At 65.5% G+C, this 24258-nt stretch carries 24 protein-coding genes; 10 read left to right on the plus strand and 14 right to left on the minus strand.

Annotation, left to right across the window (positions count from 1 at the left end; translation table 11 throughout):
• Positions 1-33: 33 nt before the first annotated feature.
• Complete coding sequence (locus K3551_RS13325) at positions 34-1389, minus strand: cytochrome P450 (RefSeq protein WP_259914103.1); 1356 nt, start codon at positions 1387-1389, stop codon at positions 34-36.
• Positions 1386-2606, minus strand: a complete 1221-nt coding sequence (locus K3551_RS13330; RefSeq protein WP_259914105.1) for a hypothetical protein — start codon at positions 2604-2606, stop codon at positions 1386-1388. The genes K3551_RS13325 and K3551_RS13330 overlap by 4 nt, the downstream gene beginning before the upstream one ends.
• Before the next feature lie 70 nt (positions 2607-2676).
• Here K3551_RS13330 and K3551_RS13335 point away from each other — a divergent pair, with 70 nt between their 5' ends.
• Entirely contained in the window at positions 2677-2892 is a 216-nt protein-coding gene (locus K3551_RS13335; protein ID WP_259914108.1) for a sulfurtransferase TusA family protein, read from the plus strand.
• A gap of 66 nt (positions 2893-2958) precedes the next feature.
• Here K3551_RS13335 and K3551_RS13340 read toward each other — a convergent pair whose 3' ends face one another.
• Positions 2959-6363 (minus strand): indolepyruvate ferredoxin oxidoreductase family protein, encoded by a 3405-nt coding sequence (locus tag K3551_RS13340; protein WP_259914109.1) that lies wholly within the window; start codon positions 6361-6363, stop codon positions 2959-2961.
• Between the two features lie 128 nt (positions 6364-6491).
• Between K3551_RS13340 and K3551_RS13345 the strand changes: the two genes are divergently transcribed.
• Complete coding sequence (locus tag K3551_RS13345) at positions 6492-7394, plus strand: LysR family transcriptional regulator (RefSeq protein WP_259914111.1); 903 nt, start codon at positions 6492-6494, stop codon at positions 7392-7394.
• Between the two features lie 160 nt (positions 7395-7554).
• Here K3551_RS13345 and K3551_RS13350 read toward each other — a convergent pair whose 3' ends face one another.
• Positions 7555-7980, minus strand: a complete 426-nt coding sequence (locus K3551_RS13350; RefSeq protein ID WP_259919616.1) for a SufE family protein — start codon at positions 7978-7980, stop codon at positions 7555-7557.
• A gap of 114 nt (positions 7981-8094) precedes the next feature.
• Here K3551_RS13350 and K3551_RS13355 point away from each other — a divergent pair, with 114 nt between their 5' ends.
• Positions 8095-8544: a hypothetical protein gene (locus tag K3551_RS13355; RefSeq protein ID WP_259914112.1), complete on the plus strand. Its 450-nt coding sequence runs from the start codon at positions 8095-8097 to the stop codon at positions 8542-8544.
• 29 nt (positions 8545-8573) lie between these two features.
• Here the strand turns inward: K3551_RS13355 and K3551_RS13360 are convergent, their stop codons facing one another.
• From K3551_RS13360 to K3551_RS13395, 8 genes are all read right to left on the minus strand, one after another.
• On the minus strand, positions 8574-9704 hold the full coding sequence (locus K3551_RS13360; protein ID WP_259914113.1) for a cobalamin-independent methionine synthase II family protein: 1131 nt from the start codon (positions 9702-9704) through the stop codon (positions 8574-8576).
• 205 nt (positions 9705-9909) lie between these two features.
• Positions 9910-10860 (minus strand): cupin domain-containing protein, encoded by a 951-nt coding sequence (locus K3551_RS13365; RefSeq protein WP_259914114.1) that lies wholly within the window; start codon positions 10858-10860, stop codon positions 9910-9912.
• A 32-nt stretch (positions 10861-10892) separates the two neighbouring features.
• On the minus strand, positions 10893-11510 hold the full coding sequence (locus K3551_RS13370; protein ID WP_259914117.1) for a pyridoxamine 5'-phosphate oxidase family protein: 618 nt from the start codon (positions 11508-11510) through the stop codon (positions 10893-10895).
• 4 nt (positions 11511-11514) lie between these two features.
• Positions 11515-12483, minus strand: a complete 969-nt coding sequence (locus tag K3551_RS13375) for an ester cyclase (RefSeq protein ID WP_259914119.1) — start codon at positions 12481-12483, stop codon at positions 11515-11517.
• Complete coding sequence (locus K3551_RS13380) at positions 12480-13499, minus strand: LacI family DNA-binding transcriptional regulator (RefSeq protein ID WP_311199732.1); 1020 nt, start codon at positions 13497-13499, stop codon at positions 12480-12482. Before K3551_RS13380 ends, K3551_RS13375 begins: the two co-directional genes overlap by 4 nt.
• Positions 13499-14254, minus strand: a complete 756-nt coding sequence (locus K3551_RS13385) for an SDR family NAD(P)-dependent oxidoreductase (RefSeq protein ID WP_259914121.1) — start codon at positions 14252-14254, stop codon at positions 13499-13501. The genes K3551_RS13380 and K3551_RS13385 overlap by 1 nt, the downstream gene beginning before the upstream one ends.
• Positions 14255-14437: 183 nt before the next feature.
• Positions 14438-15433: a carboxylesterase gene (locus tag K3551_RS13390; protein ID WP_259914123.1), complete on the minus strand. Its 996-nt coding sequence runs from the start codon at positions 15431-15433 to the stop codon at positions 14438-14440.
• 46 nt (positions 15434-15479) lie between these two features.
• Entirely contained in the window at positions 15480-16226 is a 747-nt protein-coding gene (locus K3551_RS13395) for a carboxylesterase (protein ID WP_259914124.1), read from the minus strand.
• Between the two features lie 144 nt (positions 16227-16370).
• On the opposite strand from K3551_RS13395, the gene K3551_RS13400 reads away from it, so the two are divergent.
• The 3 genes from K3551_RS13400 to K3551_RS13410 are packed head-to-tail and all read left to right on the plus strand — an operon-like array spanning position 16371 to position 17796.
• Complete coding sequence (locus tag K3551_RS13400; protein ID WP_259914127.1) at positions 16371-17117, plus strand: helix-turn-helix domain-containing protein; 747 nt, start codon at positions 16371-16373, stop codon at positions 17115-17117.
• Positions 17114-17530, plus strand: a complete 417-nt coding sequence (locus K3551_RS13405; RefSeq protein WP_259914129.1) for an MAPEG family protein — start codon at positions 17114-17116, stop codon at positions 17528-17530. The genes K3551_RS13400 and K3551_RS13405 overlap by 4 nt, the downstream gene beginning before the upstream one ends.
• Before the next feature lie 53 nt (positions 17531-17583).
• Positions 17584-17796 (plus strand): hypothetical protein, encoded by a 213-nt coding sequence (locus K3551_RS13410; protein WP_259914132.1) that lies wholly within the window; start codon positions 17584-17586, stop codon positions 17794-17796.
• Here K3551_RS13410 and K3551_RS13415 read toward each other — a convergent pair.
• Together K3551_RS13415 and K3551_RS13420 are read right to left on the minus strand one after the other, a co-directional pair.
• Positions 17793-18527 carry an RlmE family RNA methyltransferase gene (locus K3551_RS13415; protein ID WP_259914135.1) on the minus strand — a complete coding sequence of 245 codons (735 nt, stop codon included), beginning with the start codon at positions 18525-18527 and terminating at the stop codon, positions 17793-17795. The two genes, K3551_RS13410 and K3551_RS13415, sit on opposite strands and share 4 nt — an antisense overlap.
• A 90-nt stretch (positions 18528-18617) precedes the next feature.
• Entirely contained in the window at positions 18618-19769 is a 1152-nt protein-coding gene (locus tag K3551_RS13420; RefSeq protein ID WP_259914138.1) for a Ppx/GppA phosphatase family protein, read from the minus strand.
• A 227-nt stretch (positions 19770-19996) separates the two neighbouring features.
• Here K3551_RS13420 and K3551_RS13425 point away from each other — a divergent pair, with 227 nt between their 5' ends.
• From K3551_RS13425 to K3551_RS13440, 4 genes are all read left to right on the plus strand, one after another.
• Positions 19997-20308, plus strand: a complete 312-nt coding sequence (locus tag K3551_RS13425; RefSeq protein ID WP_259914140.1) for a virulence factor — start codon at positions 19997-19999, stop codon at positions 20306-20308.
• Complete coding sequence (locus tag K3551_RS13430; RefSeq protein ID WP_259914143.1) at positions 20308-21207, plus strand: methylenetetrahydrofolate reductase; 900 nt, start codon at positions 20308-20310, stop codon at positions 21205-21207. Before K3551_RS13425 ends, K3551_RS13430 begins: the two co-directional genes overlap by 1 nt.
• Positions 21204-22190, plus strand: a complete 987-nt coding sequence (locus tag K3551_RS13435) for a methyltetrahydrofolate cobalamin methyltransferase (protein WP_259914146.1) — start codon at positions 21204-21206, stop codon at positions 22188-22190. The genes K3551_RS13430 and K3551_RS13435 overlap by 4 nt, the downstream gene beginning before the upstream one ends.
• A gap of 74 nt (positions 22191-22264) precedes the next feature.
• A complete protein-coding gene (locus tag K3551_RS13440; protein WP_259914148.1) occupies positions 22265-24256 on the plus strand; it encodes an ASKHA domain-containing protein in 1992 nt (663 codons plus the stop codon).
• Positions 24257-24258: the final 2 nt, after the last annotated feature.

The following is a 24258-nucleotide window of genomic DNA, read 5'->3' on the forward strand; positions in this document are numbered from 1 at the left end:
CGCGTCGGACGGAAATCCGACCTGGATCACCCGTCAGTACCCCCCCGATATGCGCCGGGTCAGACGGAGTCGAATGCCGTCTTGCGCCCGCACCGTCAGATGGGCCACCGGCACTGGTGGCGGCCCCACCGGTTCCAGCCGGAAGGCACCGACCATGCGCGACAACAGCAATACCCCCTCGGCCATGGCAAAGCCCGCGCCGGTGCAGACACGCGGCCCCGTGCTGAACGGCATATAGGCCGCGCGCTGGCTGTCCGCTGTCTGGGGTCGGGACCAGCGCAGCGGGTCGAAGCCGTCGGGATTTTCCCACAGCCGCTCGTGCCGATGCAGGTGCCAGGGGCTCAGCACAACCTGCGCGCCCTTGGGCGCAGACCGGCCCCGGAACACCTCCGGCTGGACCGTCTCGCGCACCATCATCGGCACAGGCGGATACAGCCGCAGCGTCTCGCGGAATACGTCCCGCGTCAGGGGCAGACGGCTCAGCTGTCCCAGGTCGAAGGCGTCCCAGTCCACCGGTGTCTCTGCCGCGACCCGTTCCTGAAAATCCTCATGCGTGGCAAGCAGATAGAGAGCCCAGGCCAAAGCAGAAGCCGAGGTTTCGTGTCCCGCCAGGAAAAAGATCGCGACCTGATCCACCATCTCTTCGGGGCTGAACAGATGCCCGGTTTCCGGGTCCGCAAAGGTCATGATCTTGGTCGCCAGATCATCGGGCGCGGTGCCCTGCGCGATCTCCTCGCGGCGTCGGTCCACCAGCGCCGCGAGGCTGCCCCTGATGGCCGCCGCCGCCGACAGCGTCCGCCGTCGGTGCAACCGCGGCACCCAGCGGGGCAACGGGATCAGGGCCGCCAGGTTCAAAAGCGGCTGCGTCCGTTGATAGTCGCGGAACTGACGAAAGACTTGCGCGGCCAACCGATCCTCGATCGGGACGGAAAACAGCGTGCGAAAGATCACGTCGGCGGCGGCATAACTCGCCACCTCCTCCACCTCCTGCTCGCCCTCCTCCAGGCGGGTCACCATGGCGGCGGCGGCATCCTTCATCGCCGGAAACGCATCCCGCAAGCGCCCCTTCCCAAAGGCCGGATCAATGATCCGTCGCTGCCGCTTCCACTCTTCTCCGTTGGTCACAAAGACCGACCGCCCCAGCAACGGGGCCAACCCTTCGCGGACGCGGTCGGACTTTGGAAAGTCATCGGGACGCTGTTTCAGGACAAGATCCAGAAGGGCCGGATCATTCATCATGTAGCTGCGGAAAAACGGCGTCCGAAACTCGGCCATCCAGGCCCGATACAGGCGCGCGGGCTGTGCCGACAGGATGTCGCGCCGAAACCGCCGACCGTATTCCAGCAGCCCCACCCGGTCCGGGCGCGGCTGGGGTTTGGGGGGGGTCATGCGGCCATCGCACGGTGCCGATTGACCGGTTCGGTCAGGCGCGACGGACTGGGCGCGCGTCCGGCAAAACGTTCGCCCAGGGTCTGCGGACCCGCCGTAATGCGAAAATAGTCGTAGTCGCCCGGCCGATCAAAGGCACAGAGATACTGGAAATGCAGCCGAAAATACCGCCGCTTCAACTCCGCCCAGCGTTCGGGCGACAGCGTCTTGGTAAAGGCCGCCGAAATCACGAGAGGCCAGCGTTGCTGCGCAGGGGCCACTCCGGTCACGGCCACCGGATCGCACAGCGCAAAGGCGCATCCGTCACCGGGCGCCGTGACATCCACCCAAGGGATCAGGGCCTGGCCGCCCATCACATGAAGGTCGGCGCGCAACCGATTGGCATCCGGCAGAAAACTGACCATTGGCACGACATGCCCCAGGCTGAGAAAGGCACACTTTCCTTCGGGCACGCGCCCTGCCCGGATCAGGTCGGCCAGCACCGAAACCGCCAGATGCGCGCCCGAGGAATGGCCCACGACAAGCACCTCATCCACGTCAGAGGCCAGTGCCGCCGCGATCACCTCCCCAAAGGCTGCCATGCGCGCCTCCAGCTCGGGCGGGTTGGCGCCGTTCCAGCGGGCGGAAAAGGCGTAGTCATGCATCAGGTAGTAGGCGAACACCTTGGAATCCTGACCTTTGAACCAAGCGAGAACCGCCCAGGTCACGCCCCCGCCCAGGATCAGACCCACAACCCAGCCGGTCACCAAAAGGTCCACCCCCATCGGCAAGGCGCGAACCCCCGTCGCGGCCAAGGTGCCGGCCCCCCATCCCAGACCCAGGGCCACGGCAAGTTGCACCAACAGGAACACGATCGGATAGAGCGCCGCGATCACCGGTCCCTTGCGAAGCCGCATCAACCGGAACAAGGCACCCGACCCGATATAGGCCCAGGCAGTGCGCGCCAGCTGCCGATAGGTGGCTGGGATCGACCGGGACATGGATGTGGCGACAATGTCCGACCAGACCAGAACCTCGACCTCGGTTTCGACCTCGGCCCCCTCCATCTTGCTGTCCACGATCCAGGAATAGGGCCCCGCCCCCTTGCGTTGAGACAGCGAATAGCCAGACACCTCGGCCTGCGCGGCGCCTTCCTTGCGGTACAGCTCGCGGTAGCGACGGGGATGGAACGGGTCATAGCCCGGAATATAGAGCACGCGCCGGCGGGTGACGGGCATCGGGGAACCTCTGACTTGCACCTCTGCCCGGCATGATGCCAGAAGCATCGGGCGAAAATAAGGACCCGCCATGCACACCGATCTGGACGTCGATGCCCTTGGCCTGTTGTGCCCCCTGCCCGTCCTGCGGCTCCGGAAACGGATGGCCGACCTGCCGTCCGGCGCGCGGGTCCGCCTGCTGGCCGACGACCCTGCCGCGCTGATCGATGTTCCGCATTTTTGCGCCGAGGCCGGTCACACCTTCGAGGGCAACGACGGCCACACCTACCTTATCCGCAAGGGCTGACGCAGTCTTTAGTGGTCGGGGATGCGCCCTCCGATCCGGGTGCCCCGGACCGGAGGACGCGGCCTGTCACTCCGCGGCTTGCGACACCGATGGGCCGCCCGCCCGGATCACGGCCAACAGCTCTTCGCGCCGCTTGGCTGCCGTGCGCTCGTTGGCTTCCTTCACCGGGCCAAAGCCACGGATCGACATGGGCAGGGCCGCCAGGGCCGTGACCGCGTCGCGCGTTCCTTCGGACAGCAGAGGCAGAACCTCGGCCATGTCGGCCTCGTATTGCGCGATCAGGGCGCGTTCCATGCGCCGCTCGGCGGTCCGGCCGAACGGGTCCAGAACCGTGCCGCGCAGAACCTTGCCCCGCGCCAGCCAAGGATAGAGCCGTTCAATCCAGGCCCCAAAGGCCCGTTTCGCGGGGCGCCCATCCGGGCCCTGCTTTGACAGCATCGGAGGGGCCAGATGATAGGTCAGCTTCAGGTCGCCGTCAAAGGTGGCTCGGGCCTTGGCACGGGTGTCACGCAGCAGGCGGGCCACCTCGTATTCATCCTTGTAGGTCAACAGCTTGTGATACCCTCTGGCCACCGCATCGCGCACCGCAGGATCGGTAATTCCGTCCAGCATCCGGGTGTAGCGTTTGGCATAACGGGCGGACTGATACGCCGTCAGGTGGGTCAGACGCGCCGCTTCGCGCGCCTCGGGCGTGGCGGGCAGTTGGACGACCGTGTCCTGCAGCATCGCCGCAGCTTCGGCCCCGTGAACCACGGCCCAGCGGCCCAGGTCAAAGGCGCGCTGGTTCTTTTCGACGGCAGCCCCGTTCAATTCCACCGCGCGCAAGATGGCGTCGCGTGACAGCGGGATCAGACCCTTTTGCCAAGCGGCCCCCATGATCATCATGTTGGAAAAGATCGTATCGCCCAACAGCTTTTCAGCCAGTATCGACGCGTCGAAGATCGTCAGCCCATCCCGCAGCCGCGCCTCCAGCGACAGGCGCAGACGGTCGGCGGGCAGCTTGAAATCGGCGTTTCGAGTGAATTCGCCGGTCACGATCTCATGGCCGTTGACCACCGCGCCGGTGCGCCCGGTCGTGGTCAGGGCCAGGGTCTTGGCCCCTGCGCTGACCACCAAATCACCCCCGATCAACGCATCCGCCTCGCCCAGGGCCACGCGGATTGCGCTGATATCCGATGGCTTTTCGGCCAGGCGGCAGTGCAGCGCCACCGCGCCGCCCTTTTGCGCCAGACCGGCCATTTCCATCAGGCCCGCGCCCTTGCCGTCCAGATGGGCGGCCATGGCCATAACCGCGCCGATGGTGACCACGCCGGTGCCGCCGACGCCGGTGATGACCGTGTTCCAGGTCCCGTCGATCACAGGCAGCACCGGGTCCGGCAGGTCGGGCAGGTCAACGTCTGCCGTCGCGGCCTTTTTCAGCTTGGCCCCCTCGACGGACACGAATGACGGGCAGAACCCTTTGACGCAGCTGAAATCCTTGTTGCAGCTGGATTGGTCGATGGCACGTTTGGTGCCGAACGCCGTTTCGACCGGGACAAGCGACACGCAATTCGACTGCACCCCGCAATCGCCGCAGCCTTCGCAGACGTCGGTGTTGATAAAGATGCGGCGGTCGGGGTCGGGGAACTGGCCGCGCTTGCGGCGACGGCGTTTCTCGGCGGCGCAGGTCTGGATGTAGAGGATGGCGCTGACGCCCTCGACGGTCTGCATATGCGCCTGGACCTGAGGCATCTCTTCGCGTTCGTACCAGTTCAGGCCGGTGGGGAATTTGGACTTATCGACGTCCTCCTTCTCGTCGTAGACGACGGCGATTTCACGCACGCCCATGGCCTGCAACTCGCGCGCGATCTGTTCGGGGGCCAGATCGCCCTCATTGTGCTGACCGCCGGTCATGGCGACGGCGTCGTTGTACAGGATCTTGTAGGTGATCGTGGTTCCCGCGGCCAAGGCCGCGCGAATGGCCAGAATGCCGGAATGGTTGTAGGTCCCCTCACCCAGGTTCTGGAACACATGCTTGCGGGTGGAAAACAGCGACTCTCCCACCCAGTTCACGCCTTCGGCGCCCATGTGGGTATAGCCCTCGGTCGAACGGTCCATCCACAGCGCCATCACGTGACAGCCGATCCCCGCCCCCGCCCGCGCGCCGTCGGGCACCTTGGTAGAGGTGTTGTGCGGGCAGCCGGAGCAGAACCAGGGCGTGCGGGCCGCCACCTCAGGCGCGCTGTCGGCGCGGCGCGCCTCTTGCACGCGGGCCAGCCCGGCCTCGATCCGGTCCGTGCCGCGACCTTCTTCCTTGAGGATCTCGCCCAGCTTGGCTGCGATATCGGTCGGGTCCAGCGCATAGGCCTGCGGGAACAGGATCGGGCCGCCCGATTGCTTGCGATAGCCATAGACGCGCCGCCCGCGGCGGTCGTCGAAGATGGCTTCCTTGACCTGAACCTCGATCAGCTTGCGCTTTTCCTCGACGCAGACGATCAGATCCAGCCCTTCGGCCCAATCGTGCAGGCCTTTCATATCCATGGGCCAGGTCTGTCCCACCTTGTAGGTGGTGATGCCCAGCCGGTCGCATTCCGCCTCGTCCAGACCCAGCAGGCCCATGGCGTGCACCAGGTCCAGCCAGTTCTTGCCATGGCTGACAAAGCCGATCTTGGCCCCCGGTTTGCCGTGCACCCGGCGGTCCATCTTGTTGGCGTGGCTAAAGGCCTCGGCGGCCCAGCGTTTGTGACCCAGCAACCGGTGTTCCTGCGGGATCCAGTGGTCGTTGAGGCGGATGTTCAGGCCGTCCTCGGGCAGGTCGAAATCGGGCGTGACGAAAGACATGCGATCCGGGCGTCCGTTCACGACAGAGGTGACCTCGACCGTGTCCTTCATCGTCTTCAACCCGACCCAAACGCCCGCATACCGCGACAGCGCCCAGCCATAGAGGCCGAAATCCAGGATTTCCTGCACACCTGCGGGCGACAGCACCGGCATATGCACATCGACCAGCGCCCAGTCAGATTGGTGGCAGACGGTCGATGATTCGCCCGTGTGGTCGTCGCCCATGGCCATCAGAACACCACCATGGCGCGACGTGCCCGCCATATTGGCATGGCGCATCACGTCGCCGGACCGGTCGACGCCCGGCCCCTTGCCATACCAAAGGCCGAAAACCCCGTCGAATTTCCCCTCGCCGCGCAGCTCCGCCTGCTGCGTGCCCCACATGGACGTCGCGGCCAGATCCTCGTTCAGGCCGGGACGGAACGTGATGTCGTTGGGTTCCAACACCTTGCGGGCCTTGCCCATCATCAGGTCGACATTGCCCAGCGGGGAACCGCGATACCCGGACACGAACCCGGCGGTATTCAGCCCGGCCTGCCGGTCCCGCTCCTTCTGCATCAGCATCAGGCGCACAAGCGCCTGCGTGCCGTTCATCAGAACGTGTTCCTTATCAAGGTCGTACCGGTCGGATAGCGAAACGTCATGGCGCATGGATGGATCCTCCTGCACGGGTATATAGGTCACAATTGCTGACCTATAAAGCGATTTCTTGCTCGCCTTCACTGTAACTTCACGTATGGGATGTGCGAAGGGAGGACCCTTCGACAGCTGGATTTGTGATGGACTGGGACAAGCTAAGAATTTTTCACGCGGTTGCCGACGCGGGGTCCCTGACCCACGCGGGTGATGTGCTGCACCTGTCGCAATCGGCCGTCAGCCGCCAGATCCGCGCGTTGGAGGAGAGCCTGGACACCACCTTGTTCCACCGGCACGCGCGCGGACTGATCCTGACCGAACAGGGCGAATTGCTGTTCGATGCGACCCAAAGCATGACCAAACGGCTGGACGCCGCCGCTGCGCGCATTCGCGACACCGAAGAAGAGGTGTTCGGCAATCTGCGTGTGACCACCACGATCGGCTTCGGGTCCATCTGGCTGGCCCCGCGCCTGCCGAAGCTTTATGCGAAATATCCCGACCTCAGCATCGACCTGATGTTGGAGGAACGCGTGCTGGATCTGCCCATGCGCGAGGCGGACGTCGCGATCCGCATGAAAGAGCCGTCGCAGGCCGACCTGGTCCGCAAGCGGTTGATGGATATCCGCATGCAACTGTTCGCGACACCCGCCTACCTGAAGGAGAACGGCACCCCGCAGTCCCTGCACGACCTGTCCCGGCATCGGCTGATCTGTCAGAATGTCGGCTCTACCCAGGTCAGCGCAGGGGCCACGTTGATCCGGGAGCTGATGTCCTACGAAATCGGACGGACGCTGACGGTGAACAACTATTTCGGCGTGTTGCAATCGGTGCTCAGCGATCTGGGGATCGGTGTCCTGCCGGACTACCTGCAACAGGATTTTCCAAACCTTATCCGCGTGTTGCCCACAGTTGAATCGAACGAAGTCCCGGTCTTCCTGGCCTTCCCGGAGGAGTTGCGCGGGTCGCGCCGGATCGAAGCTTTCCGCGATTTTGTCGTCGAAGAGGTGGTCGCCTACCGCAAGGCTCGACAAGGAAACGCTACGTAAGCCATGCGCTGAACGCATAGCGGCATTGCACCTGTCAGTTCAGATTCTGCCTTGCCCGATGGCAGGGTGACGCTTAATTCAGCAGGTGAAGGACGGCGCGACGCGCCCCTTCACCTCCCTGTTGGACTTGGCCGAGCTTCGTGCTCGGCCTTTTTTTTGCCTAGCCCACTGCGGACGCGGCAACCTGGCGAATCCGTTCCACCATGGCACGCAGACCGTTGGACCGTTGCGAAGACAGGTGTTCGTTCAGACCCAGCCGCCCCATTTCCGCGATTGCATCGACTTCGCCCACGGCCTTGACCGTCAGCCCGCCATACAGGTCGTGCAGGACGGCGATCAGGCCGCGGACGATCATCGCGTCGGACTCTCCGTCGAAATCGAACGTCGCGTCTGGTCCCTGCCCGTCGATCCGGGGATGCAGCCAGACCTGGCTGGCGCAGCCGTCGACCTTGGTGGCGGCCACCTTCAGGGCGTCAGGCAACGGCGGGAACGCCTTGCCCATGTCGATCACATGCCGATAGCGGTCTTCCCAGTCGTCGAGAAACTCGAAAGTCTCCACCAGATCTTCGAACCGGTCCTGTGCCATGCGCGCCCTTTCCTTGTCATGCAGCAGGTAGGACGCCCACACCGGAACGTCCAGCCGCTTCCCAAAGGGGACGCGATGGGCTAGCCCGAACAGGCAGAATTCGAGGGGGCTTCGATGGGCTTGGGAACGAAGATCGCGCTGGGCGCACTGGTGCTGACGATTGCGGGCTGCGGGCTTGGCCAATCGCGTCTGAACCCGCTGACCTGGTTTGGTCGCGACAGCTCCGAGGCCATCGATGCGGCCCGCGCCACCCCGCGGGAACCGGTGATCGATCAGGTTCTGTCCCTGACCGTCGACCCGACGCCGGGCGGGGCCATCGTGTCGACCGTCGGCCTGCCACCGACCCAAGGCTTCTGGGAGGCGGAGTTGGTGCAGGTCCCGACCGACGACGCCACCACGTTGTTGTTCGATTTCCGCATCCTGCCCCCGCTGCAGCCGCGCCGCACAGGCACGCAGCCCTCGCGCGAGGTGCTGGCCGGCACGATCCTGTCGAACCAGGATCTGGCCGGCATCCGCACCATCGCCGTGCAAGGTGCACAGAACCGGCGTAGCGTCCGCCGCTGATCAAGGCGGCGACGCTTCTGCCCAGGGCGCTACAGACGTCCGTTCGCCAGCGCCGTGCCCTGCGCCAGGGCCTCCAGCTTGGCATAGGCAATATCCGGGTCCACGGCCCCGAACCCCGCAAAGGTGCCAAAGCCGCAATCGCTGCTGGCGATGACCCGATCACCGCCGACGATGTTCGCAAACCGGCCCAGGCGTTCGGCCACCACCTCAGGGTGTTCCACGAAGTTCGAGGTGGAATCGATCACGCCGGGCACCAGGACCTTGTCGTCCGGGATCTCCGCGGCGCGGTCGCGGAACACCTGCCATTCATGGGCATGACGCGGATTCGAGGTTTCGAACAGCAACTGCGAGGCATTGACCCCCAGAAAGGTCGAAAAGACCGTATCCATGTCGATGTCGCAGATATGCGGCCCCTCGTAGTTCCCCCAACAGATGTGAACGCGCACCCGTGTCGGGTCGATCCCGTCCAGCGCCGCGTTCAATGCCTCTACGTGCGCAGCTGCGATCTTGAGAAACTCTGCATCCGTCAAATCAGCGAACAGCATGTGCCGCGACAGCGCCAGATCCGGGCAATCCAACTGCAGATACAGACCCGCATCGACAATCGTCCGGTACTCCTCGCGCATCGCATCGGACAGCGCCGCCAGATAGGCGTCCCGCGTCGGGTAGAAATCGTTTTGCAAGAACAGCGAAATGACCCCGGGCGAGGCTGCATTCATGAACCCTTCGGACGCACCATGGGTGGCCATAGCCTCCTTGAGGTTCGCGATATCGGTCAACAGCTCGCCTTGGCCCTTGGACCGCACCTCGCCGGTGCACATCGGGCGGGCATATTTCGGCGTGCCGCCATCTGCCGCCAACCGCTTCAGGAACGTCGGGAACCGTTTCAGATCAGCCGGCGCGTTGCGGGGGCTGTCACCGGAAAACCCGGTGTAACGGTCCTTGACGTAGGTCGCATAGCTGATCTTTGACGTCTCGCCGTCGGACACGACGTCAATCCCCGCTTCGACCTGTCGCCGAACCGTGTCCGCGCAGGCCGTGGTCATCTGGCGGGCAAAGGCGGCGGCGTCAAAGTCCGCCCCCTGTTCGCGCGCAAAAATGAAATCGACCGTTTCCTGCGTACGCGGCAGGCTGCCCACATGGGTTACTTTTATGGTCATACTCGTCTCTCCCTCACCGCGCCGACCGGCCCGTTTCCTACAGATGTTGACGCGGCCAACGGCACGATCCCACCCCAAATTTCAAACGCACCCTACCCGCTCCTTCCTCTGGCCATAAATACCTCGGGGGAGTCCCGCAGGGACGGGGGCAGAGCCCCCCGGATCGGGGCCGCAGGCCCCGATCCCAAGCAAACGGCATGCGGCGTCAGCCGCGCCAGCTGGTTCCCGCGCGATCACCGGTGGCGACCACATGGTAAAGCGCCGCCTCCCCTTCCATCGATGGCACCACACGATGCGACAGCCCCGCAGGCACCGAGGCCGTGTCGCCGGGGGCCAGCGTGTCCGACCCGCCGTCCCAGCTCAGCCGCCAATGCCCCCGCACCGGCATCAGAACGGATGGCCGGTCATGCGCATGAGGCGTGTCATCGGCGGACGCCCGGGTGATCAGGTCGATCTCGAAACCGGGCTTGTCGCGGATGATGCCGGTCTCGCCGATCACCTTCGCGGGCGTCCCGGAGGCAAGCGCGACCATGTCCCAGTACCGGCGCACGCCCCAGCCCACGACCTCGGCGGGCGTCAATTCGGGGTAGCCCTCCAACTCGGCCTCCGACAGCAAAGGCATGGGCTTTACCCCCTCGGGCAGGCGCTCCCCCTTCTTGCTGTCATAGAGCTTGCCCGTCTCGGCCAGAACAAGGCCGTGCTCCGCCGCGTCCTCGATCACCTGAGGGGCCCAGATCACCCCGCCGCCCGCGTCGTCGCCCCCCAGCACCGCCATGATCATCCCGTAGTCCGTGCCGATATTCTCGAAGCCACGGAAGATCCCTGTCGGAATGTTGATGATGTCGCCCTGTTCCAGCACGACCTCGCCTGCGGTGCCCCAGCGGCCCCAGAAAAAGCGCCAGCGCCCCGACAGCACGAAGAACACCTCCGCCGTGCGGTGCGAATGCAAGGAGTTGCGGCACTTCGGCGGTTGCCCCGCAGCCCCGATGTTGAAGCCGTGTGGCGTGGTGATGTGGACATGCTGGTCCGCGCTTTCGGAGACGCCGCCACCAATGATGGTAAAGTTCTCCTTCTGGTTCGACCCCGGCGTATGGGCGTCGATGAAGGCGGTCTTGCAGGGGCGGAGCTCTCCGTAGCGGACGATCTCGGGGGTCATTTTCGGTTCCTTAGGGGCGGGATTGGCAATGGTCATGGTGTCTCGCCCAGGGCTCTCAGGCGGGCCTCCAGGCTCTTGATACGGTCTTGCTGGCGGCTGATTTCGGGGCCAAGCATGGCGGCGATCTGCGCCTCGTCGAAATGGGGTGTGATGAACTGCGGGCAGTTCCAATCCGTCGCCTCGACCTCGATGGTCAGCAGGCGTTCGACACGCCCCTGCCCGTCGACCGCCACTTGCCCCGCAAGTTCGACGTCGGCCTCAACCGGGACCATGCGCGCGCGGCCCTGAATCTTCAGACGCGCCTTGCGGGCGTAATCCATTGCAAAGACAGATACGCGGTCGTCGCGGATCAGGTTGCCCTGGGTGATGAACTGCCGGTTGCCGCGATAATCGGACATCCCGATCGTCTGTGGCCCGACCTGCCGCAAGAACCCCTTGGGCCCGCCGCGATGCTGAATGTAGGGCCACCCCTCTTCGGTCAAGGAGGCGATGTAGATCGACGTGCGGTCCGCCAGAAAGGCCCATTCGTCGGGGCCCAGCCCACGTGGGCCAAGATGCCGATACCGTGCGGCGTTCGCCTCGCGCGAAGACGCGGCCTCCTGCAGGGCGCGCGTCTGGGCACCGAACATGATATCATCGTAGGCGCGCATCGGATCAGGCCGCGCCAAGCAGGATCTGTTTCCAGATGGCTGTTTCGTCGTAGACGGTCCATTCCCGGCGCAGACCCCAGGGCCCGAATTCCGCATGGGTGATCCCCATGACGTGAACCATCGCCCCCGTCGGTGCCCCGAACCCGCCCCAGCCGGAATGTCGACCAGTCAGGGACCAGCGCACCGCGGCGCGCGGCGGCATCATCGGATCATCGCGACCGATGACGTGGTGGATTTCGAACGTCGCCTCCGGGAAGGCGGCCCGAAGTTGGATCCAGAACCGGTCGGCATCGCCCGGACCATGCGCCGTGACGCCACCGGGGTATTCCAGTTGGGCGGCGCGGTCATAGATCTCGGGGATCGCGCGCAAATCGGCCCCCATGATGCGGGTCAGCAGCTCGGCCAGCTTTGCCCCCCATGCGTTGTCGTTGCCGCGCCCCTTGTAAGGACCCGGCTGATCAATGTCGGGGGTGAACGGACGCGTTGCCGTCTCGCGCCCGCCTTCCCGCTCGATCAGGTCGGCGGCGTAGGCCTCGGGCGTCCAGCCCAATTGCCGGACGATCGCCCCCTGGTCACGGATCAACCATTCATCGTCGATGGCGATCCCCCGGACGTGGCAATCGGCCATGATGCGATAGACCAGCGTCTTGCCCGTGGCCTTGCCATAGACACCGTCGCCCAAATGGGTCGCCGTCGACAGCAGGCGGTGCGACGACAACATGCCGTCTTCGGGGCTGTCGCCAGACCAGATCACGTCTTCGCCCAGCAGCGTGCGGTCGGGGAATTCCGCCAGCGTCGCCATCGTGGCCCCGATGACCTTCTGATTGCCGATCACGACCGACCCGGGCGAGCGCACGACGATGTCAGGCGCGTAATAATCGTGCAAGGTGGCGAGGCCGCGATCTTCCCAGATCTCCTTGGTGATGCCGATGATGTAGTCAGGCAGGTCTTTCCAGCGGTCGCTGAAGGTCATTGAACATATCCTTGGAGGTGTCGGCAGGAGTCCCGGACCACCAGCGGTCCGTCGATTTCGATGCGGCGGGCGCTGCGGTCCGGATCTTCGATCTGGGCAAGGATTTCCGCCACCGTCGCCTCGACCAGCCGGCGCACCGGCTGGCGCACCGTTGTCAGGCGATAGGCGGGCCAGTCGGCCATGGCGATGTCGTCGTAGCCGATGACGCTGACGTCATGCGGCACCCGCACCCCCATCTCGAAGCGGAGCATATCCAGCACCGCCAGCGCCATGTCGTCATTGCCCACGAAAAGCGCGTCCGGCGGAACAGCCGCCTCCATCATGTCACGCGCGGCGGCGCAGGCGATTTCGCGGTCATAGGCACCATCGGCCAGGGCGTGCAGGTCCTGCCCGGCCGCCTCCAACCCCGCGCGCAGACCTGCCAGGCGGTCGCGTCCGGTCGACGCCCCCTGCCAGCCCGCGACATGCGCAATCCGGGTGTGGCCGGTTTCGATCAGGAACTCCGCGACCTTGCGCCCCCCGGCCCGGTTGTCAGAGGTCACCGCCGACAGGCCGGGCCGCTCGATCGAGCGGTTGAACAGCGCGATCGGCAGTCCCGCCGCCGCGCATTTTTCGACCAGATTGCCCGACAGGGTGACCGAGGCCGCGATAAGCCCGTCCACCTGATAGTCCATCAGCTGATCCACGACCTGATCCAGGTCGATCCCGGACTCGCCCATGGTAAAGATCAGCAGGTGATAGCCTTCCGCCTGCAGCGCGTGGCTCAGCTTCTCGACGGCATCCGCGTAGAACAGGTTGTTCATGTTGGCGACGACGAAGCCGATGATCCGGGACCGCCCGGTAATCAGGCTGCGCGCCAGGACGTTGGGGCGATAGCCCAACTCCTCGGCGGCGGCGCGGACGCGTTTGTCCATCGCGGCGCTGACCGAGGTGCCCTTGGAAAACACCCGGCTGACCGCCGACTGGCTGACCCCGGCCAGGCGGGCAACATCAAGCGAAGTGACCCGTTTGCCCATCAGCCTGCCGTCCAGCCGCCATCGACAAGGATCGACGTGCCCGTGATCATTGCCGCGGCATCCGAGGCCAGGAACACGACCGGGCCCATGATGTCCTCGACCTCACCCACGCGCGGAAGCTTGATCTTCTCGTCGATCCACGCGCGGCGTTCGGGGTCGTTGAACGTGCCTTCGGTCAGGGGTGTGCGGATAAACGTGGGACAGATCGTGTTGACGCGGATGTTCCTTGGCCCCCATTCGATGGCCATGGCCTTGGTCATGCCTTCGACCCCGTGTTTCGTCGCGCAATAGACGGCCCGGTCGATCCCGCCCACATGGCCCATCTGGCTGCTGATCTGAATGATCGAACCGCCCTGGGTCATGCGCCGCGCCACCCGCTGCGCCAGGAAATAAGCGGCCCGCAGGTTCAGGCCGGTCACCGCATCGAAATCCTCGGGCGTTGTGTCCAGCGCCGGACCATGCCGGGCGATGCCAGCGGAATTGCACATGATGTCGAACCCGTCGCGCGCATCCAGAAAGCCATCCAGCGCAGTCAGATCGGACACGTCCAGCGGGGCGCCTTCGGCCTCGTGACCCGCGTCGCGCAGGGCCGACACGGCCTCGGATACCTGTGCCGGCGTGCGCGCGGCAACGGTCACATGCGCCCCGGCCTGCGCCAGGGCCGCCGCGCAGGCAAGGCCGATGCCACGGGTCCCGCCAGGGACGAAGGCGCGGCGGCCGTCTAGACGGAAGGCAGGCGTGCGAGGCAGGGACATGGACGACTCCGAGAAGAATGCATACCTATGCAAACACCTTCGGGCGCGCGCTGGCAAGGGGGCTGCGAACCTTTCATTCCCTCGCGGCATGGTTTTCGTGGCAAGGTGCCGCAGACGAATGGACCAAATCGGTACGGCGGCACCCCTCGCCGCTTTCGTCAGGGTCCGATCCCGTCTGATCGATCAGCGCGGCAGAGCCTGCAACCAGGCGGTCAGGTCCGCGATGGCCGCGGGCGTGTGCCCGGGACTGAGGATGTCGCCCGCGATGACATGGTGATGGGGGTCGTCGCCAGCAGGCAGGGTCACGCGCGATATCTGCACCGGTCCGGCCCATCGCGCGGCCACCCCTTCCGTCGTTTCTGCGTCCACGACGGTATCCTCAGGCGAGAAATAGAACAGCGCCGGAATCTCTGCCTGCGCCCAGTCCAGCCGCATTGCGTAGTCCAACAACGCCTGCATCGGCAGCAGGGCGCGGGTTGGGTATTCGTGCGTCCAGTGTTTCGCGTGCCGGGCATTCGCTGGTTCGAACCTCCGGGTTTCACCGGCGATCAGCGGAACCCATTGGCGCGCAGCGGGCCAGGACAACAGCGATGCAATCGGGTTGGCCACCTTGAAGTTCGGTGAGATCAGGATGACGCCTGCCAGGTCGCGGCGTTGGGTGGCCAGCCCCGGGTCGGCCGCCAGCACAGCGGCCAGGGTTCCCCCCGTCGACGCCCCGATGATCACCACCCGGTCGCCGATCCGACGTCCGATTTCCATCGCCTCGGCCACATCCTCCAACCAGTCGCCCGCCGCAGGTTCGGCCATGGCATCCCCATCGCGCCCGTGCCCGGCCAGCCGTTGATAAAAGACGTTGGCCCCAAGCGTTTCGGCCAGGCGATCGGTCACGGGCCGGGTTTCCCAAAGATCGGCCGAAAACCCGTGCAGATAGACAAGCGACACCGCACTGCGTTGCCCCGGTGCCCCCGCCCAGAGAACGCGTTTTGCCGCGTCCGGTCGCAGGTCCGCCACCTGGCTTTCCCGGTCCGACAGCCAACCGTCGATATCGGCGGGCACGGCCGCAGGGTCGAAGTCGATCTGCGTCTCGACCTCTTCATAGGGGCCGAAAAGCCAAATCGCGGTCCCCGCCAGCCCCAACAGGATCAAACCCCAGATCATACCGCGCAACATCTTTGCCATCGCCCCATCCTCCGCGACGCAGAAAGGCGCAGGGGGTGGGGGCGGGTCAAGCGTTCTGGGCGTCCAGAACCTCTGTGACGCTGCGTTCGATCAGTCGCAGACAGGCATCGTCGGAAAACCGATGGTCGGCGCCATCGACCAACGTCAGCCGCATATCGGGGCTGTCGGCATGGTCCAGCAGGCGCAGCGCCGTCTGGGTCGACACGGCTGCGTCCGCCGTTCCCTGCATCATCCGCACCGGAAACGGCAGCGACAGTGGGTCGCGCAGGACAAGGCGCGCGCGCCCCTCCTCGATCAGGTGGCGGGTGATGATGTAGGGGTCGCCATAATCTGACGGCACGGCAATCTGCCCGTCCCGCGCCAGGGTATCCCGCTGGTCGGCATCGAAAGACGCCCAATACCCATCTTCGGTAAAGTCGGGGGCCGCCGCAATCGTCACCAATCCCGCGATCCGATCTGGGTGCGCCCGGGCCAGCAGCAGGGAAATCCAGCCGCCCATCGACGAGCCGACCAGAACCACAGGGCCCGCATCCACAGCCGCGATCACCGCTTCGGCGTCCTGAAACCAATCCCCGATGCACCCGTCTTCGAAGGCGCCGCCCGATTGGCCATGACCGGAATAATCCAGCCTCAGAAACGCGCGCCCCGCGGCGCGGGCCCACTCCTCCAGGGCGATGGCCTTGGTTCCCTCCATGTCGGATTTGAAACCGCCGAGGAACACGACGCAGGGCCCCTGCCCCGGCGTGTAGTGATAGGCCAGCGCGTTTCCGGCGCGCGTGATGAAGTCCGGCATTTGTCCCCCAGTCGAGTCGCTTGCGGTCAAGACACCCCCGATCGTCTTCAGTTGCAACTGGGTTTGACCAGCGGTGCATTTCAATAGGTGACTATGTGGTCACCTATATTGACAAGTGACCACACAGTCTCCTATCACCGATCCATGGATTCGGTCTTCAAGGCCCTTGCCGACCCGTCTCGGCGCGACCTGCTCGACGCCCTGCGGCGAGAGGATGGACAGACGCTGTCTCAGCTGGAGGCGGCGCTGCCCCTGTCGCGCTTTGGCGTGGCCAAGCACCTGACGGTGCTGGAGGCATCGGGGCTGGTGACCCGCGTGAAACGGGGACGCTTCACGCATCACTACCTCAACGCCGTGCCCCTGGCCGAAGCGTTGGTCAGGTGGATCGAACCCTATCGTGTGGGGCCTGCCGTCAAGGGGGTCCTCGACCTCAAGGCTCGATTGGAGGGCACTGCCATGACCGACAAACCCGACTACGTTCTGCGGACCTACATCCGTTGCACACAGGATGCGCTGTGGGATGCGTTGACCCAGGCGGATGCCGCCGCCAATTATCACCCCTACACCCCCGATGCGGTGCGCGACGGCGACGCCCTGATCTACAAGCTGCCCGACGGCAGCGACATGCTGATCTGTCGCGAGACATCAAGGACCCCCAAGACCCGGATCGAAAGCGAATTTGCCCCCCAATGGGCCCCCGACATCCCGGTCAGCCGCTTTGTCTGGCTGATCGCGCCCGAGGGGGACGCCTGCCAGCTGACGTTGGAACACTACGACATCCCAGACGGCGGCGAAGGCTATGCCGAGGGTTGGGAGCGTCTGACCGCCGGCCTCAAGACCTGGCTGGAAACCGGAACGCCCGCGCGCCTCGCACCGGAGATGCCGCAATGACGCCGGAGCTCTGGTGGATGACCTGGACCGCGATCCTGGCCGGGTCGCTGTGGATTCCCTACATCGTCGGCGTCAATACGGAGCCTGCCACCGAAGGTGCGCGCCCCGAAGATCCCTTTACCCGCCCGCCCAGTCAATCGGACATGCGCCCTTGGGTTCACCGCGCCCACCGCGCGCATCTGAACCTGTTGGAACAGTTCCTGCCGATGCTGGCTCTGGTCCTGATCGCGCATGCGGCGGGTGTCAACACGGGGGTCACCGTCTGGGCGACCGGGCTCTTCTTCGCGGCGCGTGTCCTGCATGCGGTCGGCATGATTACCGGCAAGGCTGGCTTTCCCCTGCGGCCGATGATCTTCAACTTCGGCTGGTTCTGCATCCTCGCGATGGGCGGTGCGATCCTGCTGTCGGCCTGATTCGGAAACCTGTCGCCGCCCCGCGCGTTGGGCGGCGACAACAGGAGGTCCCGATGGTCAAGAACAACCCGACCGGTCAGCAACCCATGCCCGCCAGCCCCGACGCACCAGGCAAACCGAAGCAGCGCGCCTACGGCGAAAGCGCGGCCAAGCCACAGGGCGACGGCCAGACAAAGTGGGACAAGCCCGCACAGGGCGCGGACGATTTCGCCATAGACGAAGAGCGGTCCAAGCCGATCCGGGGCAACGAGGCCCCGAAAGATTAGTCCGCGTCTTCGTCCACCAAGGGCCGGAACCCCATGGCCACGACGAATTTCTCGGAGGAGTCGGACCGGCTTGCTCCGGGTTTGACGTTCGCGACCTTGTCGAAGCGGGTCTTCAGCTGCTTTTGCAACTCCCCCTCCGCGCCGCCTGCCAGGACCTTGGCCACGAAGGTGCCGCCGGGGGCCAAGACTTCGAACGCCAGTTCCGCCGCCGCTTCGCACAGGGCGATGATCCGCAGGTGGTCGGTCTGCTTGTGCCCCGACGAAGACGCCGCCATGTCCGACATGACAACATCGGCTTCGCCGCCCAGCCAGGCCTTCACCTGATCGTCGGCGCCATCCGCAAGGAAGTCGAGCACGTGGATCTCCGCCCCCGGAATCGGGTCGACCTCCTGAAGGTCCAGACCGATGATCCGGCCCTGCGGCTTCTTGGGGTTGTCGCCGGTGGCATTGATGCGCGGCGCGGCAACCTGCAGCCAGCCACCGGGCGCGCATCCCAGATCGAGCACGCGGGCCCCCGGCACGAGGAAGCCGTATTTGTCGTCCAGCTCCATGATCTTGAAGGCGGCGCGTCCGCGATAGCCTTCGGCCCGCGCACGCTGCACGTAAGGGTCGTTCAACTGCCGCTCCAGCCACAGCTTGGACGACAGCCGACGCCCGCGCGCCGTCTTGACCTTTACCGTCAGATCACGGCGACCGCGACCAGAGGTGTTCTTTGTGGGTTTCTTGACCATCAGCGGCAGATACGCCCGCGCGGCGCGCTTGGCCAGCGGGGATCAGGCTTTTCGAAAAGCCTGATCAAATCCTTCGAAGGATTTGACGCCTCAATACGGACCATCGTCCAACACCCCGTCTGCAGACATCTGCGCATAAAGCAGTCCTTCGCGCAGGCCGCGATCCGCGACCGACAGCCGGTCCGTCGGCCAGACCCGCAAAAGCGCCTGCAAAATCGCCGCCCCCGACATGATCAACGTGTGCCGGTCGCGTCCGATCCTCGGATCATTGCGCCGCCCTTCGGGGCCAAGCGCCAGGTACCCCCGGATCACCCGGTCGATCTGATCGGTGGTCATGCTGAGCCCGTCGACCTTGTTGCGGTCATAGCGGCGCAGGTTCAGGTGCGTGGCCGCCACCGTGGTCACCGTGCCGGACGTCCCGACGATCTGGAATCCCGGATCGCTGTCGCCTTCGGCATCGGCGTAGGGGGAAAACTCGGCCAGGCATTCCTCGAAGTGCCAGGACATCAGCGCAAAGCGCGCCGCGTCGTCGGTCACGTCGCGGAACTGATCCTTGAGCGTCGCAACCCCCAGCGGGATCGAGATCCAGTCGACCACCTTGGCGGCGGGAAACGGGCTGTCTGCCCCGGCCTGAAACCCGGAATGCAGGCGCATGATCGCCCGCGCCCGGTCGTGACGCGGCACACGGGTCAGGTCGATCCAGACCAGCTCTGTCGAGCCGCCGCCGATGTCGACGACCAGCAATTGTTCCGTCTTGGTCGAGACCAGCGGCGCGCAGGACACGACGGCCAGACGCGCTTCCTCCTCCGGCTCGATGATTTCCAGCGGCAGGCCGGTTTCCCTTTCGACCAGGCGGATGAATTCATCTGCGTTGGTGGCCCGGCGGCAGGCCTCGGTCGCGACCAGGCGCATGCGCTTGACCTCGTGCGTATCCAGCTTGCGGCGACAGATCTTGAGCGCGCCAATGGTGCGCGCCATCGACGACCGGCTGAGCCGGCCCGATTGCTCCAACCCGTTGCCTAGTTGGACCGACTTGGAAAAGCTGTCGACAACATGCAACTGGCTGCCCTTCGGCTGAGCGATGAGCATGCGGCAGGAATTCGTGCCCAGATCGAGCGCGGCATAAAGCTCCGCCGGGTCAGGGCGGTTTTCGTCGGGTCGGCGAACGGGCGCGGGACCCCGGGCGCGGTGCGGCGCGCTCTGAAGGGGGCGACCGCGGCCAGCCGGGTCTTCCGGTGGCATCTGGGCCTCCGTATTTCAGGTTAAGATCACATTAGCGGTGCAAAAGCCGGTCCGGCAACCATTCTTCATGATGAACTTGAAGGATTCCACGGCTTTCCCCCCTCGCGCGGGGGCGCGCCCTGCCCTATCCCTCGGGTGTCGCCATCGGACGTGGCGATGTCGAAATTCGGCGCATTGCAGCACGGCTCCGGCTTTATAGGTCGGGAAATCGCTTGGCAGGAGGCATCATGGCCCAGATTACGGTCGTCTATTGGCGGGACATTCCCGCCCAGGTCATCGTCGGCAAAGGCCGGCGCGCGGCCAAGGTGCAGCTGTCGGAACGCTTTGAGCAGGCCATCGACCGCGCCGCCATGCGCTCTGGCGCCTCCGAGACCGACGCCTACCTTGCCGATTGGCGCAAGGTGGCAGAGCCGGAGGTGCCTGGCCCCGATGCAGAGGTCGCCGCCGCACGCGCGGCAGAGTTGGAGGCCGCCTGGACCCCGGACCGTCTGCGTGACGCGGCCCTGGCCGGCGGCCATGAAACGCGGGACGCCGCCTGATGGCGATCTTCGGCTTCAAGCGCCGCGAAGAAAAGCCCCCCACCGACGCCGCCCTGACCGGGTTCCTGCAAGGCGCGTCCATCGAAGTGATGCCGCGCACCGCAGAGAAAATCGAGGATTTCGCGGCCATTCTGCCCTTGGGCACACGCGTCTACATCGCGCACATCGACGGCACCCCGATCGCCGAGATGGTCGCCACGGCCGCGCGTCTGCGGGCGCAGGGTATGAACCCCATGCCTCATTTCCCGGCCCGCATCATCGCGGACCGGGCCACCCTGATCGACTGGATCGCCCGGTATCAGGGCGAGGCGGACGTGGATCAGGGTTTGATCCTGGCTGGCGGCGTCACCACGCCGGTGGGTGACTTTGCGACGTCCATGCAATTGCTGGAGTCGGGGGCCTTCGACAATTTCAAACGCCTGCATGTGGCCGGTCACCCCGAGGGCAACCGCGACATCGACCCCGACGGCAGCATGAAGAACGTGTCCGAAGCTCTTCTCTGGAAACAGAAGTTTTCCGATCGCACCGATGCCGACATGGCCATCGCCACGCAGTTCTGCTTTGAGGCGGGCCCCGTCATCGACTGGGCGAACGGCATCAAGGCGGCGGGTGTGGATCTGCCGGTGCATATCGGTGTGGCCGGGCCTGCCAAGCTGCAGACGCTGATCAAGTTCGCCATCGCCTGCGGCGTCGGCCCTTCGCTGCGGGTGCTGCAACGACGTGCGGCGGATGTGACCAAACTGCTCGTCCCGTTCGAGCCGACCGCGCTTCTGAGCGAACTGGCCGCCCACAAGGCCGCCAATCCCGACTTTAACATCGCATCTGTCCATGTTTTCCCCCTGGGCGGAATCAAGGCGTCGGCCACCTGGCTCGACACCCACTCAAAGGATGAAGAATGACCCGCACGGTACTGGAATCAAAAACAAAGACCGTCGTGATCGGCTTTGACGATCCGTTCTGCGTCATTGGCGAACGGATCAACCCGACCGGGCGCAAGAAGCTGGCCGCAGAGTTGGAGATGGACGATTTCTCCACCGTGGAGCGTGACGCAGTGGAACAGGTCGCCTGCGGGGCCATGGTGCTGGACGTCAATTCCGGCGCCGTCTTTACCAACAAGATGGCCGACGATCCGCGCTATGCCGACAACAACTTCGTCGAGCCCATGCTGATGCCGGAATTGGTGCGCCGCGTTCAGGCGCTGGTCGATGTGCCGCTGTGCATCGACAGCTCGGTCCCCGGAGCATTGGAGAACGGGTTGGAGGCCGCCGAGGGCCGCCCCCTTCTGAACTCCGTCACCGGAGAAGAGGAGCGCCTGGAACTGGTCCTGCCCCTGGTCAAGAAATACAACGTACCCGTCGTTGCGATTTCCAACGACGACACCGGCATTTCCGAGGACCCGGACGTCCGCTTTGCCGTCGCCAAGAAGATCGTGGAACGCGCCGCCGATTTCGGAATTCCCGCCCATGACATCGTGGTCGACCCGCTGGTCATGCCCATCGGGGCCATGGCGACCGCCGGACAGCAGGTGTTCACCCTGGTCCGCCGCCTGCGCGACGAGTTGGGCGTGAACACGACCTGCGGGGCGTCCAACGTCAGCTTTGGCCTGCCGAACCGGCACGGCGTGAATGCCGCCTTCCTGCCCATGGCCATCGGCGCCGGCATGACCAGCGCCATCATGAACCCCCTGCGCCCGCAGGAGATGGAGGCGATCAACGCCGCCAACCTGTTGATGAACCACGATGCCAATGGCGGCAACTGGATCGGTTTCACCCGCGTTCTGGACGCCATCAAGGAGGGTGCGACCTTTGCCGAGGCGGCCACGGCCGCCAAGGCATCCGGGGCACGGTCGGGCGGACGCCGCGGCGGACGCCGCCGCGTCTGACGCCACAGACGCGCCCCCGGGCCGGGCCACCGCGCCCGGTCTCCCCCCTGACGAAGAACTTAAGGTCCGCCCACATGAGTGATCCGCTCGTCATTTTCATGCCGTCCGGCAAGCGTGGGCGGTTCCCCACCGGCACCCCCGTCCTGACCGCCGCCCGACAGTTGGGCGTCGACCTCGACAGCGTCTGCGGCGGGCGCGGCATCTGTTCCAAGTGTCAGGTGCAACCAGGCGAAGGCAGCTTTTCCAAGCTGGGCGTGACCGTGGCCCCGGACGCCCTGTCGCCCTTCAACGCGGTCGAGCAGCGATATGACGAAAAACGCGGGCTGCGGCCCGGTCGGCGTCTGGGCTGTCAGGCGACGGTCCAGTCGGACGTGGTCATCGACGTGCCTGCCGAAAGCCAGGTGCACCGTCAGGTGATCCGCAAGGCCGCGTCGGACAGGGCGCTGACCGTCGACCCGGCGACGCGCCTGCACCTCGTCACCGTCGAGGAACCTGACATGGATGCGCCGTCGGGCGATCTGGAACGGCTGCGCGACGCACTGGCGGCGCAATGGGACCTGCGAGACCTGACCATGCCGCTGCCGGTTCTACGGACATTGCAGACCGCGCTGCGCAAAGGAAATTGGCAGGTGACCGTCGCGGTCAATCATCACGCGGGGGCCATCGCGGGCGTTTATCCGGGCCTGCGGACTGACGGCCTGCTTGGGCTGGCAATCGACCTCGGCTCGACCACCATCGCGGCGCATCTGTGCGACCTTGCAACGGGCGAGGTGCGGGCCTCGGGCGGGATCATGAATCCGCAGATCCGCTTTGGCGAGGACCTGATGAGCCGGGTCAGCTATGCCATGATGAACCCGGGCGGCGACGTCGAGATGACGACCGCCGTGCGCAGCGCCCTGGCCGATCTTGCCGCCGAACTGTCGGGTGAGGCGGGCGTCGATGCGCGCGACATCGTCGAGGCGGTCGTGGTCTGCAACCCGGTCATGCACCACCTGTTGCTGGGTGTGGACCCGGTCGAGCTGGGCCAATCCCCCTTTGCGCTGGCCACGTCCGACGCGCTCCGGCTGGAGGCGCGGGACCTGGGGTTGGACGCCTTGTCACCCGGTGCGCGCGCCTACATTTTGCCCTGTATCGCCGGGCATGTGGGGGCCGATGCCGCCGCCGTCGCCCTGTCGGAGGCACCCGATCAGGCCGACCCTCTGACCCTGATCGTCGACGTCGGCACGAACGCGGAAATTCTGTTGGGCAATCGCGACCGCTTACTGGCCTGCTCCTCGCCCACCGGCCCCGCCTTTGAGGGCGCACAGATCAGCGCCGGGCAACGCGCGGCACCGGGTGCCATCGAACGGGTAGAGATCGACGCCGACACCAAGGAACCGCGTTTCCGCGTGATCGGGTGCGACCTGTGGTCCGACGATCCGGGATTTGCCGCCGCGACCGAGGCCACCGGGATCACCGGTATCTGTGGATCGGGCATCATCGAGGCGGTGGCCGAAATGCGGCTGGCGGGCCTGTTGGATGCCGGCGGCCTGATCGGGTCCGCAGCCCAGACCGGGACCGACCGGTGCGTGGCCGAGGGCCGGACCCATTCCTTTCTGCTCTGGCAAGACGGCGATCGCCGCATCCTGGTGACCCAAGGCGACATACGCGCGATCCAGCTGGCGAAATCGGCGCTATATGCGGGGGCGCGGTTGCTGATGGATGAACTGGGCGTCGATACCGTGGACAAGGTTACCCTGGCCGGTGCCTTCGGGGCACATATCTCGCCGCGTCATGCCATGGTTCTGGGCATGATCCCGGACGCGCCGCTGGACGCCGTCGGCTCTGCCGGGAACGCGGCGGGACATGGCGCGCGCATGGCGCTGTGCGATGTATCCGCGCGTGACCGGATCGAGACATTGGTGCGCCAGATCCAGAAGGTCGAGACCGCCGTGGCCCCTCGTTTTCAGGAACATTTCGTGGCCGCGAATGCGATCCCCCACGCCACGGCCCCGTTCCCGCATCTGGGACCCTTGCCAGACGTCAGCTTCAACCAATCCAGCGGGGGACGTCGCCGGCGGCGGTGACG

Source organism: Jannaschia sp. M317, assembly GCF_025141175.1.
GTDB lineage: Bacteria > Pseudomonadota > Alphaproteobacteria > Rhodobacterales > Rhodobacteraceae > Jannaschia.

Bases quoted from the DNA above. Each gene is read 5' to 3' on its own strand.
- K3551_RS13325 (WP_259914103.1), bottom strand. From the start codon at position 1,389: ATGACCCCCCCCAAACCCCAGCCGCGCCCGGACCGGGTGGGGCTGCTG.
- K3551_RS13330 (WP_259914105.1), bottom strand. From the start codon at position 2,606: ATGCCCGTCACCCGCCGGCGCGTGCTCTATATTCCGGGCTATGACCCG.
- K3551_RS13335 (WP_259914108.1), top strand. From the start codon at position 2,677: ATGCACACCGATCTGGACGTCGATGCCCTTGGCCTGTTGTGCCCCCTG.
- K3551_RS13340 (WP_259914109.1), bottom strand. From the start codon at position 6,363: ATGCGCCATGACGTTTCGCTATCCGACCGGTACGACCTTGATAAGGAA.
- K3551_RS13345 (WP_259914111.1), top strand. From the start codon at position 6,492: ATGGACTGGGACAAGCTAAGAATTTTTCACGCGGTTGCCGACGCGGGG.
- K3551_RS13350 (WP_259919616.1), bottom strand. From the start codon at position 7,980: ATGGCACAGGACCGGTTCGAAGATCTGGTGGAGACTTTCGAGTTTCTC.
- K3551_RS13355 (WP_259914112.1), top strand. From the start codon at position 8,095: ATGGGCTTGGGAACGAAGATCGCGCTGGGCGCACTGGTGCTGACGATT.
- K3551_RS13360 (WP_259914113.1), bottom strand. From the start codon at position 9,704: ATGACCATAAAAGTAACCCATGTGGGCAGCCTGCCGCGTACGCAGGAA.
- K3551_RS13365 (WP_259914114.1), bottom strand. From the start codon at position 10,860: ATGACCCCCGAGATCGTCCGCTACGGAGAGCTCCGCCCCTGCAAGACC.
- K3551_RS13370 (WP_259914117.1), bottom strand. From the start codon at position 11,510: ATGCGCGCCTACGATGATATCATGTTCGGTGCCCAGACGCGCGCCCTG.
- K3551_RS13375 (WP_259914119.1), bottom strand. From the start codon at position 12,483: ATGACCTTCAGCGACCGCTGGAAAGACCTGCCTGACTACATCATCGGC.
- K3551_RS13380 (WP_311199732.1), bottom strand. From the start codon at position 13,499: ATGGGCAAACGGGTCACTTCGCTTGATGTTGCCCGCCTGGCCGGGGTC.
- K3551_RS13385 (WP_259914121.1), bottom strand. From the start codon at position 14,254: ATGTCCCTGCCTCGCACGCCTGCCTTCCGTCTAGACGGCCGCCGCGCC.
- K3551_RS13390 (WP_259914123.1), bottom strand. From the start codon at position 15,433: ATGGCAAAGATGTTGCGCGGTATGATCTGGGGTTTGATCCTGTTGGGG.
- K3551_RS13395 (WP_259914124.1), bottom strand. From the start codon at position 16,226: ATGCCGGACTTCATCACGCGCGCCGGAAACGCGCTGGCCTATCACTAC.
- K3551_RS13400 (WP_259914127.1), top strand. From the start codon at position 16,371: ATGGATTCGGTCTTCAAGGCCCTTGCCGACCCGTCTCGGCGCGACCTG.
- K3551_RS13405 (WP_259914129.1), top strand. From the start codon at position 17,114: ATGACGCCGGAGCTCTGGTGGATGACCTGGACCGCGATCCTGGCCGGG.
- K3551_RS13410 (WP_259914132.1), top strand. From the start codon at position 17,584: ATGGTCAAGAACAACCCGACCGGTCAGCAACCCATGCCCGCCAGCCCC.
- K3551_RS13415 (WP_259914135.1), bottom strand. From the start codon at position 18,527: ATGGTCAAGAAACCCACAAAGAACACCTCTGGTCGCGGTCGCCGTGAT.
- K3551_RS13420 (WP_259914138.1), bottom strand. From the start codon at position 19,769: ATGCCACCGGAAGACCCGGCTGGCCGCGGTCGCCCCCTTCAGAGCGCG.
- K3551_RS13425 (WP_259914140.1), top strand. From the start codon at position 19,997: ATGGCCCAGATTACGGTCGTCTATTGGCGGGACATTCCCGCCCAGGTC.
- K3551_RS13430 (WP_259914143.1), top strand. From the start codon at position 20,308: ATGGCGATCTTCGGCTTCAAGCGCCGCGAAGAAAAGCCCCCCACCGAC.
- K3551_RS13435 (WP_259914146.1), top strand. From the start codon at position 21,204: ATGACCCGCACGGTACTGGAATCAAAAACAAAGACCGTCGTGATCGGC.
- K3551_RS13440 (WP_259914148.1), top strand. From the start codon at position 22,265: ATGAGTGATCCGCTCGTCATTTTCATGCCGTCCGGCAAGCGTGGGCGG.